Source organism: Bradyrhizobium sp. CCBAU 45321 (genome assembly GCF_028128975.1).
GTDB classification, from domain to species: domain Bacteria; phylum Pseudomonadota; class Alphaproteobacteria; order Rhizobiales; family Xanthobacteraceae; genus Bradyrhizobium; species Bradyrhizobium yuanmingense.
Genome location: NZ_LFKZ01000017.1, coordinates 607,422 through 623,699, shown reverse-complemented (window position 1 = coordinate 623,699; position 16,278 = coordinate 607,422). Strand labels below are relative to the sequence as shown.

At 64.8% G+C, this 16,278-nt stretch carries 16 protein-coding genes; 7 read left to right on the top strand and 9 right to left on the bottom strand.

All coding sequences use genetic code 11. The features are described from left to right. The first annotated feature begins 213 nt into the window (after positions 1–213). The 3 genes from ACM43_RS08940 (at position 214) to yddG (ending at position 3,373) form a co-directional block, all read left to right on the top strand. Positions 214–1,392 carry an acetyl-CoA C-acetyltransferase gene (locus ACM43_RS08940; RefSeq protein WP_271539741.1) on the top strand — a complete coding sequence of 393 codons (1,179 nt, stop codon included), beginning with the start codon at positions 214–216 and terminating at the stop codon, positions 1,390–1,392. Between the two features lie 243 nt (positions 1,393–1,635). Next, positions 1,636–2,361: an acetoacetyl-CoA reductase gene (phbB, locus tag ACM43_RS08935; RefSeq protein WP_271539740.1), complete on the top strand. Its 726-nt coding sequence runs from the start codon at positions 1,636–1,638 to the stop codon at positions 2,359–2,361. A 142-nt stretch (positions 2,362–2,503) separates the two neighbouring features. Continuing rightward, complete coding sequence (gene yddG / locus ACM43_RS08930; RefSeq protein ID WP_271539739.1) at positions 2,504–3,373, top strand: aromatic amino acid exporter YddG; 870 nt, start codon at positions 2,504–2,506, stop codon at positions 3,371–3,373. Positions 3,374–3,384: 11 nt separating this feature from the next. Here the strand turns inward: yddG and ACM43_RS08925 are convergent, their stop codons facing one another. Both ACM43_RS08925 and gloB read right to left on the bottom strand, forming a co-directional pair. Continuing rightward, positions 3,385–3,807 (bottom strand): cupin domain-containing protein, encoded by a 423-nt coding sequence (locus ACM43_RS08925; RefSeq protein ID WP_271539738.1) that lies wholly within the window; start codon positions 3,805–3,807, stop codon positions 3,385–3,387. Positions 3,808–3,844: 37 nt separating this feature from the next. Continuing rightward, positions 3,845–4,612: a hydroxyacylglutathione hydrolase gene (gene gloB, locus ACM43_RS08920; protein ID WP_036042630.1), complete on the bottom strand. Its 768-nt coding sequence runs from the start codon at positions 4,610–4,612 to the stop codon at positions 3,845–3,847. A gap of 108 nt (positions 4,613–4,720) precedes the next feature. Between gloB and ACM43_RS08915 the strand changes: the two genes are divergently transcribed. Continuing rightward, positions 4,721–5,467 carry a methyltransferase domain-containing protein gene (locus tag ACM43_RS08915; RefSeq protein WP_036014737.1) on the top strand — a complete coding sequence of 249 codons (747 nt, stop codon included), beginning with the start codon at positions 4,721–4,723 and terminating at the stop codon, positions 5,465–5,467. Positions 5,468–5,577: 110 nt separating this feature from the next. Here ACM43_RS08915 and ACM43_RS08910 read toward each other — a convergent pair whose 3' ends face one another. From ACM43_RS08910 to ACM43_RS08890, 5 genes are all read right to left on the bottom strand, one after another. Next, positions 5,578–6,336 (bottom strand): DUF4167 domain-containing protein, encoded by a 759-nt coding sequence (locus tag ACM43_RS08910; protein ID WP_271539737.1) that lies wholly within the window; start codon positions 6,334–6,336, stop codon positions 5,578–5,580. A gap of 462 nt (positions 6,337–6,798) precedes the next feature. Next, positions 6,799–7,680, bottom strand: coding sequence for a peptide chain release factor N(5)-glutamine methyltransferase (gene prmC / locus ACM43_RS08905; RefSeq protein ID WP_271539736.1), 882 nt, complete (start codon positions 7,678–7,680; stop codon positions 6,799–6,801). Between the two features lie 3 nt (positions 7,681–7,683). Next, positions 7,684–8,769 (bottom strand): peptide chain release factor 1, encoded by a 1,086-nt coding sequence (prfA, locus tag ACM43_RS08900; protein WP_157287482.1) that lies wholly within the window; start codon positions 8,767–8,769, stop codon positions 7,684–7,686. A gap of 58 nt (positions 8,770–8,827) precedes the next feature. Then, a complete protein-coding gene (ptsP, locus tag ACM43_RS08895) occupies positions 8,828–11,095 on the bottom strand; it encodes a phosphoenolpyruvate--protein phosphotransferase (protein ID WP_157287480.1) in 2,268 nt (755 codons plus the stop codon). A gap of 336 nt (positions 11,096–11,431) precedes the next feature. Further along, positions 11,432–12,688 (bottom strand): aspartate kinase, encoded by a 1,257-nt coding sequence (locus tag ACM43_RS08890; RefSeq protein ID WP_271539735.1) that lies wholly within the window; start codon positions 12,686–12,688, stop codon positions 11,432–11,434. Positions 12,689–12,839: 151 nt separating this feature from the next. Between ACM43_RS08890 and ACM43_RS08885 the strand changes: the two genes are divergently transcribed. Further along, positions 12,840–13,307, top strand: coding sequence for a PH domain-containing protein (locus tag ACM43_RS08885; protein WP_157285742.1), 468 nt, complete (start codon positions 12,840–12,842; stop codon positions 13,305–13,307). Positions 13,308–13,321: 14 nt separating this feature from the next. Further along, positions 13,322–14,089, top strand: coding sequence for a bifunctional 2-polyprenyl-6-hydroxyphenol methylase/3-demethylubiquinol 3-O-methyltransferase UbiG (ubiG, locus tag ACM43_RS08880; RefSeq protein WP_225137564.1), 768 nt, complete (start codon positions 13,322–13,324; stop codon positions 14,087–14,089). A 101-nt stretch (positions 14,090–14,190) separates the two neighbouring features. Here ubiG and ACM43_RS08875 read toward each other — a convergent pair whose 3' ends face one another. Together ACM43_RS08875 and ACM43_RS08870 are read right to left on the bottom strand one after the other, a co-directional pair. Next, positions 14,191–14,586 (bottom strand): nuclear transport factor 2 family protein, encoded by a 396-nt coding sequence (locus tag ACM43_RS08875; protein WP_271539734.1) that lies wholly within the window; start codon positions 14,584–14,586, stop codon positions 14,191–14,193. A 23-nt stretch (positions 14,587–14,609) separates the two neighbouring features. Beyond that, positions 14,610–15,218 carry an NADPH-dependent F420 reductase gene (locus tag ACM43_RS08870; RefSeq protein WP_271539828.1) on the bottom strand — a complete coding sequence of 203 codons (609 nt, stop codon included), beginning with the start codon at positions 15,216–15,218 and terminating at the stop codon, positions 14,610–14,612. Between the two features lie 119 nt (positions 15,219–15,337). Here ACM43_RS08870 and ACM43_RS08865 point away from each other — a divergent pair, with 119 nt between their 5' ends. Beyond that, positions 15,338–16,267 (top strand): LysR family transcriptional regulator, encoded by a 930-nt coding sequence (locus ACM43_RS08865; protein WP_128265497.1) that lies wholly within the window; start codon positions 15,338–15,340, stop codon positions 16,265–16,267. Positions 16,268–16,278: the final 11 nt, after the last annotated feature.

The following is a 16,278-nucleotide window of genomic DNA, read 5'->3' as shown; positions in this document are numbered from 1 at the left end:
CACGCTACCGTTTTGTGCGGCACGGTTAATTGCAGAGCAAAATCCTGCTTGCGAAAACGCCAAGAACGCTATTTTGAATGCGCTGCGGTATGAATTCGGGCCCCGGCCGATTGACATGCCTCAACGACGTTAACAGGATGGCTGACGAGACTGGCGATCGCTTTCCAGCCCCGCCTGCCCCTTCACAAGAACCTCAAGCCCCAGGAGATGCCCATGTCAGACGATGTCGTCATCGTCAGCGCCGCCCGCACCCCGGTCGGAAGCTTCAACGGAGCGTTCGCGACCCTTCCCGCCCATGACCTTGGCGCCGTCGCCATCAAGGCCGCGCTGGAGCGCGCTGGCATCGAGCCCGGCCGGGTCTCCGAAGTGATCATGGGTCAGATCCTGACCGCCGCCCAGGGCCAGAACCCGGCCCGCCAGGCGTCGATCGGCGCTGGCATTCCGGTGGAGAGCCCGGCTTGGGGCGTCAATCAGCTTTGCGGCTCGGGCCTGCGCACGGTTGCGCTCGGCTACCAGGCGCTGCTCAACGGCGATTCCGAGATCGTGGTCGCCGGCGGGCAGGAATCGATGAGCATGGCCCCGCACGCCCAGCATCTGCGCGGCGGCGTGAAGATGGGCGGCCTCGAGCTGGTCGACACCATGATCAAGGACGGCCTGTGGGATGCCTTCAACGGCTACCACATGGGCAACACCGCCGAGAACGTCGCGCGGCAATGGCAGATCACCCGCGCCCAGCAGGACGAGTTCGCCGTGGCCTCGCAGCAGAAGGCCGAGGCGGCGCAGAAGGCCGGCAGGTTCAACGACGAGATCGTTCCCGTCACCATCAAGACCCGCAAGGGCGACGTCGTCGTCAGCGCCGACGAATATCCGCGCCACGGCGCCACGCTCGACGCGATGGCCAAGCTCAAGCCCGCTTTCGAGAAGGATGGCACGGTAACCGCGGGCTCGGCCTCGGGCATCAACGACGGCGCTGCCGCCGTGGTGCTGATGACCGCCAAGCAGGCCGCCAAGGAAGGCAAGAAGCCGCTGGCGCGGATCGTGTCCTGGGCGCAGGCCGGCGTCGATCCGAAGATCATGGGCTCGGGCCCGATCCCGGCCTCGCGCGCCGCGCTGAAGAAGGCCGGCTGGAGCGTCGGCGATCTCGATTTGATCGAGGCCAACGAAGCCTTCGCGGCACAGGCCTGCGCGGTCAACAAGGACCTCGGCTGGGACACCTCCAAGGTCAACGTCAACGGCGGTGCGATCGCGATCGGCCATCCGGTTGGCGCGTCCGGCGCACGCGTGCTGGTGACGCTGCTGCACGAAATGCAGAAGCGCGATTCGAAGAAGGGCTTGGCCACGCTGTGCATCGGCGGCGGCATGGGCATCGCCATGTGTGTGGCGCGCGACTGATCTTACGCGCAGCTGACGGGTGCGCCGCACACGTCAGCGCGTGCGTTGCACGCGACTAAAAAGGCAGCGGTTGCAAATCAAATATTCTTCGCAACCCGACAAGCCTCGACTAAAGAAAAACGCCCGGCTCGATGCCGGGCGTTTTGTTCTTGATGTCCGTCAAACCAACCGCATAATCCGTAGCTAAAAAGCGATCACGTCAGAAAAGTCCGAAGCGTCCAAGGAAGAGGGAAGGAATACGACATGGCACGTGTTGCATTGGTGACGGGTGGTACGCGGGGCATCGGTGCTGCGATCAGCAAGGCGCTGAAGGCCGCCGGCTACAAGGTTGCGGCGAGCTATGCCGGCAACGACGCGGCCGCGGAGAAATTCAAGGCCGAGACCGGCATTGCGGTTTACAAGTGGGACGTCAGTAGTTTCGAGGCCTGCGCCGAGGGCGTGAAGAAGGTCGAGGCCGAGGTCGGCCCGGTCGACGTGCTGGTCAACAATGCCGGCATCACCAGGGACGGTGCCTTCCACAAGATGACGCTTGAGCAGTGGAACGCCGTCATCAACACCAATCTCGGCTCGCTGTTCAACATGTCGCGCCAGGTGATCGAAGGCATGCGCGGGCGCAAGTTCGGACGCATCATCAACATTTCCTCGATCAACGGCCAGAAGGGGCAGTTCGGACAGGTCAACTACTCCGCAGCGAAAGCCGGCGAAATCGGCTTCACCAAGGCCCTGGCGCTGGAGAACGCCAAGGGCGGCGTCACCGTGAACGCGATCTGCCCCGGTTACATCAATACCGAGATGGTGCAGGCAGTGCCGAAGGACGTGCTGGAGAAGGCGATCCTGCCGCTGATTCCGATCGGCCGTCTCGGCGAGCCCGAAGAGATCGCGCGTGCCGTCCTCTTCCTCGCCGCGGATGAAGCCGGCGCCATCACCGGCTCGACGCTGTCGGTCAACGGCGGCCAGTACATGGTGTGATGCGATCGCATCACGCCGGCTGATATTGTCCACATCGTCATGCCCGGGCTTGTCCCGGGCATCCACGGCCTTACAACAGCCGTCGCCACGGAAGAACGTGGATGGCCGGGACAAGCCCGGCCATGACGGAAACATTGGGCCAATGACTCCCCGCACTGCCACGCTGATCGGTCTGACCGCGATTCTGATGTGGTCGCTGCTGTCGGTGATGACGGTGGCGACCGGAAAGATCCCGGCGTTTCAGCTCGCTGCCATGACCTTCGCGATCGGCGGTGTCGTCGGCCTGCTCACCTGGATTGGGCGGAGCGAGGCGGCGAGAAGCTTGCGGCAACCGCTCGCCGTCTGGATCGTCGGCGTCGGCGGCCTGTTCGGCTATCACGCGCTGTATTTCCTCGCGCTGCGCTTCGCCCCGCCGGCCGAAGCCGGACTTCTGAATTACCTATGGCCGCTCTTGATCGTGCTGTTCTCGTCCTTCCTGCCGGGCGAGCGGCTGGCAGCGCATCACATCATCGGCGCCGTGCTCGGCCTCGTCGGCACGGTGCTGCTGTTCGCCGGCAATACCAGCGGTTTTGCGCCTGGAGCTGTGCCGGGTCTCATCGCGGCCTTCATCGCGGCGTTCGTCTGGGCGACCTATTCGGTGCTGTCGCGCCGGTTGAAAGCCGTGCCGACCGATGCGGTCGCGGGCTTCTGTCTTGCCACGGCAATATTGGCCGCGCTGATGCACGGCCTGCTTGAAACCACGGTCTGGCCGGAGACCACGGTGCAATGGCTCTCGGTCATCGCGCTCGGCATCGGCCCGGTCGGTGCCGCGTTCTACGCCTGGGACATCGGCATGAAGCGCGGCGACATCCGTGTGCTCGGCGCCGCCTCCTACGCGACGCCATTGCTCTCGACGGGATTCCTCATCGCTGCCGGTTTCGCCAAGGCCAGCGCCAACATCGCATTTGCTGCGATCCTCATTGCCGGGGGCGGCCTGATCGCGGCCAAGGACATGGTGCTGCGGAAGCGATGATTGGAGCGGAGCTACGGCTCCCAGCCGGGCGGCGCGAGCTCGAAGCCCGCGAACTCGAATGCGGGTGCCACGGTGCAGCCGACCAGCGTCCACTCGCCGGTGGTTTCCGCCATCTGCCAGGCCAGCGCAGGCACAATCGCCTGCGGCCGCTCACCGCCGCCGAGGTCGGCGCCGAGCCGCACTTCGTGCTGCGAGCAGCCGTCATGGGCGATGCGCAGCGTCAAGGGGCTGCCGGAATAATAGTGCCACGTCTCCACCGCATCGACGCGATGCCAGTGCGAACGCTCGCCGCGCGCGAGCAGGAAGTAGATCAGCGTCGAGCGCGAACGCCCGTTGGCGTCCGTGCTCTGGTCGCGAAACGTCTCGCGATAATACCCGCCTTCCGGATGCGGGCGGAGTTCGAGGCGTGCGATGATCTCGGCTGCGGTCGGCATCGATCCTCGTCGGGATGTTTGCTTCAGGACTTGTGCGTCAGGATTTATTCTTGCGCTCGCGCAGTTCGCCGAACACCGCAGCGGGATCCGCGCCCTTCATGTGCAGCTTGGCCGCGACCGCCGGCTCATCGGCGCGCAGGAACACGTTGGCGCGCTTCTCCTCGCCGAGCAGCGAGGGAATGGTCGGCTTGTTCTCGGCGCGCAGCTTTGTCACCTCCGCGGCTCGCGCCTGAAGGGCCGCGTTGTCCGGCTCGATGGTGAGCGCGAACTTGACGTTGGACGCCGTGTATTCGTGGCCGCAATAGAGCTTGAAGTCGTCGGGCAGGGCGCGCAGCTTCAGCAGGGAATCCCACATCATCGGATAGGTGCCCTCGAACACGCGGCCGCAGCCGATCGAGAACAGCGTGTCGGCGGCGAACACCGTCTTCTCATTGTCGAACACGTAGGAGATGTGGTCGAGCGTGTGGCCGGGCGTCTCCACGACACGCGCCAGCAGATTGCCGATCTTGACCACGTCGGCATTGGCGACGCGCTGGTCGACGTTGGCGATTTTCGTGGTCTTGTCGTGAGGCGCGACGACGCGGCAATTGTATTTCTGCTTGAGCTCGGCGACCCCGCCGACATGATCACCATGATGATGGGTGATCAGGATGTCGGTGAGCTGCCAGCCCTCGCGCTCCAGGGCCTTGAGGATCGGGCCGGCCTCCGGTGCGTCGATCGAGGCCGTCGCTTTGGTTTCCACATCGTGGATCAGATAACCGAAATTGTCGTTTAAACAGTTGAAAGTACGAATTTCGGCGGCCATGTCATCTCCATCGCGCTCAGCCCCGCCAGACAAATATGGCGTTAACGTTGCGCAGGCAATGCAATATTCCGCGCGCAGCGACGCCCTGGCGCATGTTACATTGCGGTCATGACCATCGACGTCGTCGACCTCCGCGAGTTCTATTCCCGCCGCCTCGGCATCGTGGCGCGGCAAATGATCAATCGCGGCATCAGGGAGCGCTGGCCCAGCGCCGAGGGCCAGCGCGTGCTCGGCGTCGGCTATCCCACACCCTATCTGGGGTTGTTCCGCGAGGACGCCGAGCGCTGCCTCGCCTTCATGCCGGCGGCGCAGGGTGTCCTGAAATGGCCGACGGGACGGCCCGCGCTGGCCTCGCTGGTGGATGAGTTCTCGCTGCCGCTTCCTGACGCCGCGGTCGACCGCATTCTCCTGGTGCACGCGCTGGAGATGTCGGACGATCCGGCCGCGTTGCTGCGCGAGGTGTGGCGCGTGCTGTCGCCCTCCGGGCGCGTCATCGCCGTGATCCCGAACCGGCGTGGGGTGTGGACCCGCACCGACAGCACGCCATTCGGCCATGGCCGGCCCTATTCGCGCTCGCAGATCACCGAGCTGCTGCGCCAGACCTGGTTCACGCCGACCGCCTGGGGGGAGGCGCTGTTCATGCCGCCCTATGCCGGCGGCTGGGTGTTGAAATCGGCCCAGATGTGGGAACGTGCCGGTGCGGCGCTGTCACTGCCTTTTGCTGGCGTCCACATCGTGGAGGCGACCAAGCAGGTCTACCGCGCGATCCCCGCCAAGCGCGAGCGGGCGCGGCTGATTCCCTCGCTCGCCAAGCCCGTGCTGGTGCCATCCTCGACGACGGTGACGCGCAGTTAGCTTCACCTCTCCGTTCGGGAGAGGTGGGTCTGTGCCCGGCCAACGCACAGTGTTAAAAACAAATCGTCCCGGCGAGGCCGGGACGATTCGAGTCGGAAAGTCAGAAGAGCTTACTCGCCCGGGGCGACTTCGTCGCTGGAAGCAACCGGAGCGGCTTCACGCTCCGGGCGCGGGCCATGCGGCCGGCGCCGCCGGCGCGGATAGCGCTCGCCGCCACCGCCGCCCTCGAAGCCGCCCTGATTGCCGTTCACCTGCGGCTGCGCGCCGGTGATGAAGGAGGGCAGGCGGTCGACGCCGCCATCGGCGATGACAGGCTGCGGCTGGTTGGCGGGTTGCGGCTGATATTGCGGCTGCGGACGGTGATCGCGTTCGCGGTGCTCGCGCGGCTGCTGATTGTCGCGCTGATAGGGCGGCTGGTTGTCGCGCGGCTGGTGATCACGCTGGTGATGATCGCGTTGGCCGTCGCGGTCGCGCACGAAGGGCTGCGGCTGGGGCTGCGGGACGAAGCCGGGCTCCTGGCCGAAGGCCGAGAAATTCTCACCGTCGTCCTCGCCCTCGTCGCTGCTGGCGATGGGCTCATCGCCGCGCGGCTGCTGGTTCTGACGGAACTGCTCCTGAGCCGCGGCGATCAGGCGGAAATAATGCTCGGCGTGCTGGTAGTAGTTCTCGGCTGCAACGGGATCGCCGGAGGAGCGCGCGTCACGTGCAAGCTGGAGATACTTTTCGGCGATGTGCGAAGCGGTGCCGCGAATCTTGATGTCGGGTCCGTTGGATTCGTAGACCCGGGTCATCGGGTTCTGGCCGCGCCGGTTGTTGTTGTTATTGTTGTTGCGGTTGCGCATCCGCTGCTTGTTTTGACCGTTTCTCATGTCCTGCCTTTAATTCCAGCCCTAAAGGTTGCACGCATTACTGATTGCTAGGAGTGACCTGGCGACAGTGGCTCACATGTCTTGCGCGCACCGCGCAAAAGCGGATCCAACCCTGCCGATGTTCGTCGACCGTCGCGTTCAACAAAGACGCGTTCCCCACCCGCCAGCATCCATTGCCAGCGAACCCATTCATTTCGCCTGCCGAAACAAGCCCAGCTTTCTTGCGTAAGTGTTCAAGCGCAATATCAGGCTTTCGTTCACTTTGCGGTCGGAGAGAGCAGCGCAGCTCCACTGGCCATCGCGCTCAACAGGACCTGCGGCTTGGAACCTTCAATCAGTAAAGCTCTCGCCCGAGAGCCCGGCTTTCGCCCGTAGGTCTACGGGGCCGGCACCGATGTGTTGACCGGAACGTAGTCGTTCCCACGGGATATTCCAAGTGGTTTTTGTAGGCCAATCCGGCTTTTATGGGGGCATTTTTCGGGCCGAAACGGCCCGCGGAATGCCCGCCAAGTCGGCCTTGGGTGACCTGTCCAGCGATAACGCGGCGGCCCTCATCAAGGTTTCAATATTTTGGGCCTGGCCCTGTCCGGCCTCGACGACCAGGGCGCCGCCGGGGGCGAGCCGCTCGCTCGCCTGCGGGATCAGGGCGCGATAGGCGTCGTATCCGTCATTGCCGCCGTCGAGCGCCAGATGCGGGTCGTGCTCGCGCACCTCGACGCTCAATTTCGGAATTTCAGCCGAGGGAATATAGGGCGGGTTCGAGACGATGAGGTCGAACGGGCCACCGAGCGCCGCTGCGTAGGAGCAGGCGACGAAGGCGGCGCGGTCGGCGAGTCCCAGCGCCGCGGCATTGTCCCTGGCGGTCATGAGCGCGTTCTGGCTGAGATCGGTGCCGACGCCGAACGCATCGGGGATTTCGTGCAACAGCGCGAGCAGGATCGCGCCCGAGCCGGTGCCGATGTCGGCGATACGCGGCGGGTGAGGTGCCTGCCGCTCGCGGAGAATCTCGAGCGCAAGCTCGACCACGGTCTCGGTATCTGGGCGCGGCACCAGGGTTGCTTCCGACAGGCGGAACGGTAGGCCCCAGAATTCGCGCGTCCCGAGAATGCGCGACACCGGCTCGCCGGCGATGCGGCGCTGCGCATGTTGCGCGAGCCGCGATGCTTCGGCCGCGGTCAGGAGACGGGCCGCCTGCGTGACCAGGCCGGTGAGCTCGAGGCCGAGTGCCGCACTGATCAGGATGCGCGCGTCGAGCTCGGCTTCGTCGAGCCGTGCCGATCTCAGTTGCGCAGCCAGCGCCCGCCGCGCGCTCTCGATGGATTGTCCGGTGAAGGGGTTGCTCACGCCTCAGGCCGCCGCGCCTTGCGCAGCGAGCTGTGCGGCCTGGTGCTCCGTAGTCAGTGCGTCGATCAGTTCGCCGAGCGCTTCACCCGCGATCACCTGCGGCAGCTTGTAGAGCGTGAGGTTGATGCGATGATCGGTGACGCGTCCTTGCGGAAAATTGTAGGTGCGGATTCGCTCGGAGCGGTCGCCGGAGCCGACCTTCTCCTTGCGCTCGGCCGAGCGCGCCGCCTCGACGCGTTGCCGCTCGGCGTCATAGATGCGCGAGCGCAGGATGTTCATGGCGGAGGCGCGATTCTTGTGCTGCGAGCGGCTGTCCTGCATCATCACCACGATGCCGGTCGGGATGTGGGTGATGCGGATCGCCGATTCCGTCTTGTTGACGTGCTGGCCACCGGCGCCCCCTGCGCGCATGGTCTCGATGCGCAGGTCGTCATTCTTGATGTCGACGTCGACGTCCTCGACCTCGGGCAGCACGGCGACCGTCGCTGCGGAGGTGTGAATGCGTCCCTGCGTCTCGGTGTCGGGCACGCGCTGGACGCGGTGCACGCCGGATTCGAATTTCAGCTTGGAGAATGCGCCGCGGCCCTGGATCTCGGCGATGATTTCCTTGTAGCCGCCGACGGTGCCTTCACTGGCGGAGATCACCTCGACCTTCCAGCCCTGCAAGCTGGCGAATCGCTCGTACATCCGGAACAGGTCGCCGGCGAACAGCGAAGCCTCGTCGCCGCCGGTGCCGGCGCGGATTTCCAGCATGACGTTGCGGTCGTCCATGGCGTCCTTGGGCAGGAGCGCGACGCGGATCTTCTGGACCAGTTCCTCGATTTTCGGCGCGAGCTCGTCGCGTTCGGCTTCCGCCATGCCGCGCATCTCGGCATCGGTGGCGGGATCGGCGATCAGCGCCTCGGTGTCGGCGAGCTCCCTGACGGCGGCGCGATAGGCCTTCACCGCCTCGATCAGCGGCGTGAGCTCGGCGAGCTCCCGCGTGATCTGCACGTAGCGCTCGGAGGCGAGCTGTCCAAGCGATTCGGCCTCGAGCGAGGCGTGATGCGCGAGCAGGACGTCCAGTTTGGCTTCGGGGAGTGACGACATCGGTTCAGTCTCAAAGGGCGGAAGGAGGCGAGGGCGGCGCAAGCGGACGACAGGCCCGCTACAACGCGAGGCCCTCGGCCTCGGCAAATTCCGTCAGCTTCTGCCGGATCGAGACGCTGCCTGCCGGAGCATCCACCAGAGGATTGAGCATCGCTTCCGCCTTCTTGGCGTCGAGGTCGAGCACCATCGCCTTGACCGGGCCGAGCGCGGTCGCCGAGAGCGAGAGCGAGCGGTAGCCCAGCGCAATCAGCGCCAGTGCGCCGATCGGCTTGGAAGCCATCTCACCGCACAGCGAGAGCGACTTCTGCGCCGCGTGCGCCTTGCGTGCGATGTCGCGCAAGGCGCGCAGGATCGGTGCCGACATGGTGTCGAAGCGCTCGGAGACCTTGGCGTTGCCGCGGTCGACCGCGAACAGGAACTGGAACAGATCGTTGGAGCCGACCGAGATGAAATCGACCTTCTTCAAGAGCTCGTCGAGCTGGTAGAGCAGCGCGGGCACCTCGACCATGGTGCCGATGTCGATTCGTTCAGGCAGCGTGTGGCCGTGCTGGCGGAGGTATGTCAGCTCGCGCTCGACCAGCGCCTTGGCCGAGTCGAATTCGGCGACCTCCGAGATCATCGGGAACATGATGCGCAGCGCGCGGCCGCCGCCGGCCCGCAGCAGCGCGCGGATCTGGCCGCGCAACAAGCCGGGGCGATCGAGCCCGAGCCGGATCGCGCGCCAGCCGAGCGCGGGATTTTCCTCGATCACCGCTTCCATATAGGGCAGCGCCTTGTCGCCGCCGATGTCGAGCGTGCGGAAGGTGACGGGCTTAGGTCCGGCGGCATCGAGCACGGTGCGATAGAGCGCGAGCTGGTCGCTGGTGCGCGGCAGGCTCTGACCGACCATGAATTGCAGCTCGGTGCGGAACAGGCCGATGCCGGCGCTGCCGGTGTCCTCGATATGCGGCAGGTCGATCGCAAGACCTGCGTTGATCATCAGCTCGACCTTCTGGCCGTCCCTGGTGACGCAGGGCCGGTCGCGCAGCGCCAGGTACTGCGCCTGGCGGCGGGCGCGGAAGCGCACGCGCTCGGCGAAGGCGGCCTCGATCTCCTGCGACGGGCGCACATAGATCGAGCCCGAGGTGCCATCGACGATGATGGCGTCGCCGGGGTCGGCGATTCCAGGCGCGTTCGGCACCTCGCCGACCGCAGGAATGCCCAGCGCCCGCGCCACGATCGAGACGTGCGAGTTGGCGGTGCCTTCCTCCAGCACGATGCCGCGCAGGCGCTTGCGGTCATAGTCGAGCAGCGCCGCCGGGCCCATCGCGCGGGCGATGACGATGGCGTTGTCGGGCAGCTGCTCGCGCGAGGGCGCATGATCCTGGCCGACCAGCTGCCGCATCAGGCGGTAGCCGAGGTCTTCCAGGTCGTGCAGCCGGTCGCGCAAATAGGGGTCGGTTGAGCGCAGCATGCGTGCGCGGGTGTCGGACTGGACACGCTCGACCGCGGCTTCCGCGGTGAGGCCGGTCGCGACCGCCTCGTGCAGCTTGTGCGACCAGCCCTGGTCGTTGGCGAACATGCGGTAGGCTTCCAGCACCTCACGGTGCTCGCCGCCTTCGGCGACGTCGCCGCGCTCCAGCATGCGGTCGAGATCGGCGCGCAGCTTGGCGAGGGCGGTGTCGAGCCGCTTGATCTCCTTCGGCAGGTCTTCGGCGATGTAATCCTTGATGACGACGCGCGGCTCGTGCAGCACGACATGGCCGAGCGCGATGCCCTCCGACAGGATGGCGCCGACTTTCTGCGCCGAATGGCGCGCCGCCGGCTCCTGACCCGGCTGCGCCAGCGCGGAGAGTTCGCCGGAGGCGATCAGTTCGGCCAGCACCATCGCGGTGGTCTGGAGCGCCTCGAGCTCCTCCTCGACATAATTGCGCTTGGCGCGGTTCTGCACCACCAGCACGCCGAGCGTGTTGCCGGCGCGCAGGATCGGCACGCCGAGGAAGGAATGGTAGATTTCTTCGCCGGTCTCGGGCCGGAACGAGAAGGCCGGGTGGCTCTGCGCGTCGCTCAAATTGAGCGGCGTCGCCTCGCTGGCGACGAGGCCGACCAGGCCCTCATGGGCGCTCAGCACGGTGTGGTGCACCGCCTCGCGGTTGAGACCTTCGGTGGCGTAGAGCTCGAGCGTGTTGTCGATGCGCAGCACATAGACCGAGCACACCTCGGCCACCATGTTGGCGGCGATCAGCACCACGATCTTGTCCAGCCGCTCCTGGGCCGAGACCTGCTCCGCCATGGTCTCGCGGAGCCGTCTCAACAAGACGCGGGGACCTCCCGACGCGCTCCGCATGAACCGTCAATCTCCTCCATCGGCCGGGCCCGGCGATATCGGCCGGCGGCTGGACCAAAATTCCAGAAAAACAATCAAATTGTTTGTCCGGCGCAGGCACAAGCCCAAATCCACGGGAGATTGAGCGCTCGTACCGAATCAGCGCCGCCTGAACTGGGACACAGTCTGCGGCAGCCCACCCTGTCCGCCGTATAGCGAATTGAGGCTTGTTTTGCCAAGCAAAACGCCTGCCAAACGCGAAGGTGTGTACACCTTCGCGTTTGCTGCGACCGCTAAGAGAAAATTAGCCTTTTAGCGCTGTCCGGAAAAGTGCGAAGCGGTTTTCCGGAAAGACCATCAGGTCTGATCGAGACCGTAGAGCGTGTGCAAGGTGCGCACCGCAAGCTCGGTATAGGCGGTGTCGATCAAGACCGAAAATTTGATCTCGGAGGTTGTAATGGCCCGAATGTTGATGTTCCGCCCGGCGAGCGCCGAGAACGCCTGGGCGGCGACGCCCGCATGGCTGCGCATGCCGCTGCCGATCACCGAGATCTTGGCGACATCGGTGGCGGTATCGAGCCGCGCATAGCCGATCTTGGCCTTGGCCGCGGTAATCGTATCCTTGGCGCGGGTGAAGTCCGCGGCCGGCACGGTGAAGGTGAGGTCGGTGGTTTTGCCGTCCTCGGACACATTCTGCACGATCATGTCGACGTTGATATTGGCATCAGCCAGCGGGCCGAAGATCGAGGCCGCAACGCCGGGCTTATCCTCGATCTGGCGCACCGAGATCTGAGCCTCGTCCTTGGAGAAGGCGATACCGGTGACGACGTGGCTTTCCATGATCTCCTCCTCGCTGCAGATCAGCGTGCCGGGCGGCTGGTTGGCATGCGGGTCGATATCCTCGGGCTTGTCGAAGCTCGAGCGGACGAAGATCGGCAAGTTGTGGACCATGCCGAGTTCCACCGAGCGGACCTGGAGCACCTTGGCGCCCTGCGAGGCCAGTTCCAGCATGTCTTCGAATGCGATCTTATCGAGCCTCTTGGCCTTCGGCACGATTCGCGGGTCGGTGGTGTAGACGCCGTCGACGTCGGTGTAGATGTCGCAGCGGTCGGCCTTGACGGCGGCGGCGATCGCCACGGCCGAGGTGTCGGAGCCGCCACGGCCGAGCGTGGTGATGCGACCCGTCTCGGGGTTGATGCCCTGGAAGCCGGCGACGACCGCGACCTCCTTTCGGTCCTTGAAGCGCTTGATGATCTCGCTGCCGTCGATGTCCTCGATCCGGGCCGAGGCATGGGCGTCGCTGGTCTTGATCGGGATCTGCCAGCCCTGCCACGAGCGGGCCTGGATGCCCATGCCCTGGAGCACGATGGCAAGAAGGCCTGAGGTCACCTGTTCGCCCGAGGCGACCACGGCGTCATATTCGCGCGCGTCGTGCATCGGCGAGGCCTCGGTGCACCAAGCGACCAGCTCGTTGGTCTTACCGGCCATCGCCGAGACGACCACGGCCACTTCGTGGCCGGCATCGACCTCACGCTTCACATGGCGTGCGACGTTGCGGATACGTTCGATGTTGGCGACGGACGTGCCGCCGAATTTCATCACGAGGCGGCTCATGACGACGCGTGCATTCCTTCATAAGGATCAGTATGGTGGCCCGCACTGGACGGGTGCCTCGGGGACACCGACCGCGCGTATACAGAGCGGCGGGGCCGGGGGCAAGCGGGTTCCTGCGGGGGCAGGGCGGGGTAGTGGGTTAAGCTAGATCATGGCGCGTTACATCGACGAGATCCTGCAGCCCGGCGAGCGAGTGCTGTATTCGACCAATGCGCATTGGATCTTCTACTTTCCGGCCATCGTGGCCTGGATCGTGGCGCTCGCCCTGCTCGTCCTGTCGCAGCAGGCGATGGTCGACTGGCTCGTTCTGCTTTGCCTTGGCGCGGCAGGTCTCGTAGCGCTGGCGGCCCTGTATTGGACCGTGAAGGGCTGGTTCCATCGCTTCACCACCGAGACCGACGTCACCAACCTCAGGGTGGTGCACAAGACCGGGTTCATCCAGCGCCGCACCTTCGAGATGCCGCTGGACAAGGTCGAGAGCGTCGATGTCAACCAGACAATTCTTGGACGTATTCTCAACTACGGCGATGTGACCATCAACGGAGTCGGCGAAGGTCGCGAAACCATCCGGACGATCGCCTCGCCGCTCGCCTTCCGTAGTTCGATCACCACGCGGTAGGACCGCGCCCAACCATGAGCATGCAGCAAAATACTTCCCTTTCCGCCCAGCCCGGCTCGAGCGTCGACGCCGCCGAGATCGCGAAATTCTCGAAACTCTCGGCGGAATGGTGGGATCCCAAGGGCAAGATGGCGCCGCTGCACCGGATCAACCCGCTGCGGCTCGGCTATATCCGCGACGCCGCCTGCCGCAAGTTCGAGCGCAACGTGCGCAGCCTCAATTGTCTCGGATCCTTGCGCGTGCTCGACATCGGCTGCGGCGCCGGCCTGCTCTGTGAGCCGCTGTCGCGCCTCGGAGCGCAGGTCATCGGCATCGATCCCTCCGCGAGCAACATCGCGGCGGCGAAGCTGCATGCCGACAAGAGCCATCTGGCGATCGACTATCGCTGCACCACGGTGGAGGAGATCGACCCGCGCGAGCGCTTCGACATCGTGCTGGCGATGGAGGTGGTCGAGCACGTCACCGACGTCGGCATGTTCCTGAAGCGCTGCGCCGCGATGCTGAAGCCGAACGGCCTGATGGTGGTCTCGACGCTGAACCGCAACTGGAAGAGCTTTGCCCTCGCCATCGTCGGTGCCGAATACGTCCTGCGCTGGCTACCGCGCGGCACGCACGAGTGGAACAAGTTCGTCACGCCCGACGAGCTGACGAAATATCTGCTCGACAACCGTCTCGTCATCACCGAGCAGACCGGCGTCGTCTACTCGCCCTTCGCCGACAAATGGTCTCTGTCGTCCGATATGGACGTGAACTACATGGTGGTCGCGGAAGCGATGGTGTGAACTGCCGCGGTTGGGTCACGAGCTGTCACTCCAAGAACGCTGTGCCTCTGCGTTCCCAGTGACGACGGCAGAGAGCGCAGAGATTACAGCTGGAGGCAACGCTATTCGGTGTTCTGCGAATTGAGCAGCACCCACAGCCGCGCGATCTTGCCGCCTTCGATTTGAACAACGTCTGCGCCTGTCACCGCGACTGGACCATCCTTGGGGCCGGCGTGCCAAGCCAGATGCGCGAGCCCATGGTGACCGACAGCCACGCCATCCGGCACGAAGCGGAACGTCGGCCCGAATTGCATCAGGAGATTCCCGGCGATGCGCGATATCTCGGCGCGCCCCCGGGCGATGGCGGTCGGCTCGTACATGACGGGCTCTTCGACGAACAACTCGGTGATGGCGATCCGCCTCTTTTCCTCGTCCCGCTCGTTGAACACCCGCTCCAGATTTGAGCGAAGCAGGTGATCGAAGTCAGTATCTTCCGTTTTCATCGTGATCCCTTTCATCGTGTTGCCAAGTGGCTCGCACATCATCCGAACTTCACCAGGTTCAGCGCGGGAAGCGGACCGCCAGGAAACTGGGTCAACCTGGCCCCAATCGCGAGCGAGCCCAGATCGATGCCGAAAAATCCGAGCCGATCGATCAGAGCGCCGACCTCCGCTTTCGCGCCGGCATCGTCGCCCGCGTAGAAAAGCACGCGCTTGCCGCCCTCGCTCGCCGGGTCGGTTGCGAGGAGTTGCGCCAAAAGATGGTTGAACGCTTTCACCACCCGCGCACGGGGGACCAGATCGGCGAAAACTTCGGACGAGGCGCGACCGCCGAGTTCTGCCGGCTTGAACAGTGGCGCTTCGATCGGGTTGTTGGCGTCGACGACGATGCGCCCGCCGAATGGCGGCAGGCCGGCGAGCGCATCTGGCAGCTTCGACCAGTTGACGGCGACGAAGACGATATCCTTGGCGGCGGCTTCCTCGCGGGTGCCCGCGGTCACGAGCGGACCGATCTCGGCCACGGCGGTCCTGAGGCTGTCCGGACCTCGGCTGTTGGACAGGGTCACGGCGATGCCGTTGCGCGCCAGCACTTGCGCGATTGCGCGGCCAATATTGCCTGCGCCGATGATGCCGATGGTGGACATGGAAATGCTCCGGGCTGTTTGGGATCAGGCGAACTGATCGGTCGCTCAGAGATGACCGAAATATTGCCCTTTGATTAGCGTGATATTGGTCGTAAGATTATCAACGTTCCTTTGAAAATGAGCCCATGGAAACGCTGGCCAACCTGGAAGCATTCGTTCGCAGCGCTGAGTGCGGCAGCTTTTCAGAGGCCGGCCGACGCCTTTTGCTCACTCCGGCAGCCGTCAGCCGCAACGTCGCCATGCTGGAGCGCAATCTCGGCGTCCGATTATTTCATCGTTCGACACGGAGGCTGACGCTCACCGAAGCCGGCGAGACGTTCCGCACAGCGATCGCTGGCCACCTCGAAGGGCTCCAGGCAGCGATCGCCGGAACATCCACCGGACGCGAGGAGCCGGCGGGCGTTCTCAAGATAAGCCTCCCGCCGACATTCGGCACAGCTCATATCCTGCCGCTGCTTCCCGGCTTCTTGGCCCGCTATCCGCAGGTCCGTCCTGAGTGGCACTTCGAAAATCGCCAAGTCGATCTGGTCGGTGAAGGCTACGACGCCGCGATCGGAGGCGGGTTTGAATTGTTGCCGGGACTTGTCAGCCGAACCCTTGCGCCGGCACACATCATCGCCGTTGCTTCTCCGGTCTACATGTCGGGTCGAACATTACCGACCACGCCGGACGAATTGACCGCGTTGGATGGCATTGTCATGCGCTCGCTCCAGAGCGGGCGCATCCGGCACTGGTCGATGCGCGATGTTTCGGGGCGTGAAGTTCAAGCCCCACTGTCTGAGGCGATCGTCGTCAACGACCCGGCTGCGATGCGCGAGGCGGCACTGCTGGGTCTGGGCGTTGCCATGCTCGCCACCGCCGACATTCTTCCCGCGCTCGAAGAGGGGTCGCTGCTACGCCTGGTGCCAAGATGGTACTGTGACGCCGGCGCGATCTCGATTTACTACGCGTCGCGCAAGTTTGTGCCCGCAAAGACGAGAGTCTTCGTGGACTGGGTCGCCGAGGCATTCAAGAGAAACAGGTTCGCCGAGCGGTTCGCCGGAAGCCTAAGCTGAAGATCCGGAAA

Coding starts and splice junctions, on each gene's coding strand:
- ACM43_RS08940 (WP_271539741.1), top strand. CDS start 214: ATGTCAGACGATGTCGTCATCGTCAGCGCCGCCCGCACCCCGGTCGGA.
- phbB (WP_271539740.1), top strand. CDS start 1,636: ATGGCACGTGTTGCATTGGTGACGGGTGGTACGCGGGGCATCGGTGCT.
- yddG (WP_271539739.1), top strand. CDS start 2,504: ATGACTCCCCGCACTGCCACGCTGATCGGTCTGACCGCGATTCTGATG.
- ACM43_RS08925 (WP_271539738.1), bottom strand. CDS start 3,807: ATGCCGACCGCAGCCGAGATCATCGCACGCCTCGAACTCCGCCCGCAT.
- gloB (WP_036042630.1), bottom strand. CDS start 4,612: ATGGCCGCCGAAATTCGTACTTTCAACTGTTTAAACGACAATTTCGGT.
- ACM43_RS08915 (WP_036014737.1), top strand. CDS start 4,721: ATGACCATCGACGTCGTCGACCTCCGCGAGTTCTATTCCCGCCGCCTC.
- ACM43_RS08910 (WP_271539737.1), bottom strand. CDS start 6,336: ATGAGAAACGGTCAAAACAAGCAGCGGATGCGCAACCGCAACAACAAT.
- prfA (WP_157287482.1), bottom strand. CDS start 8,769: ATGTCGTCACTCCCCGAAGCCAAACTGGACGTCCTGCTCGCGCATCAC.
- ptsP (WP_157287480.1), bottom strand. CDS start 11,095: ATGCGGAGCGCGTCGGGAGGTCCCCGCGTCTTGTTGAGACGGCTCCGC.
- ACM43_RS08890 (WP_271539735.1), bottom strand. CDS start 12,688: ATGAGCCGCCTCGTGATGAAATTCGGCGGCACGTCCGTCGCCAACATC.
- ACM43_RS08885 (WP_157285742.1), top strand. CDS start 12,840: ATGGCGCGTTACATCGACGAGATCCTGCAGCCCGGCGAGCGAGTGCTG.
- ubiG (WP_225137564.1), top strand. CDS start 13,322: ATGAGCATGCAGCAAAATACTTCCCTTTCCGCCCAGCCCGGCTCGAGC.
- ACM43_RS08875 (WP_271539734.1), bottom strand. CDS start 14,586: ATGAAAGGGATCACGATGAAAACGGAAGATACTGACTTCGATCACCTG.
- ACM43_RS08865 (WP_128265497.1), top strand. CDS start 15,338: ATGGAAACGCTGGCCAACCTGGAAGCATTCGTTCGCAGCGCTGAGTGC.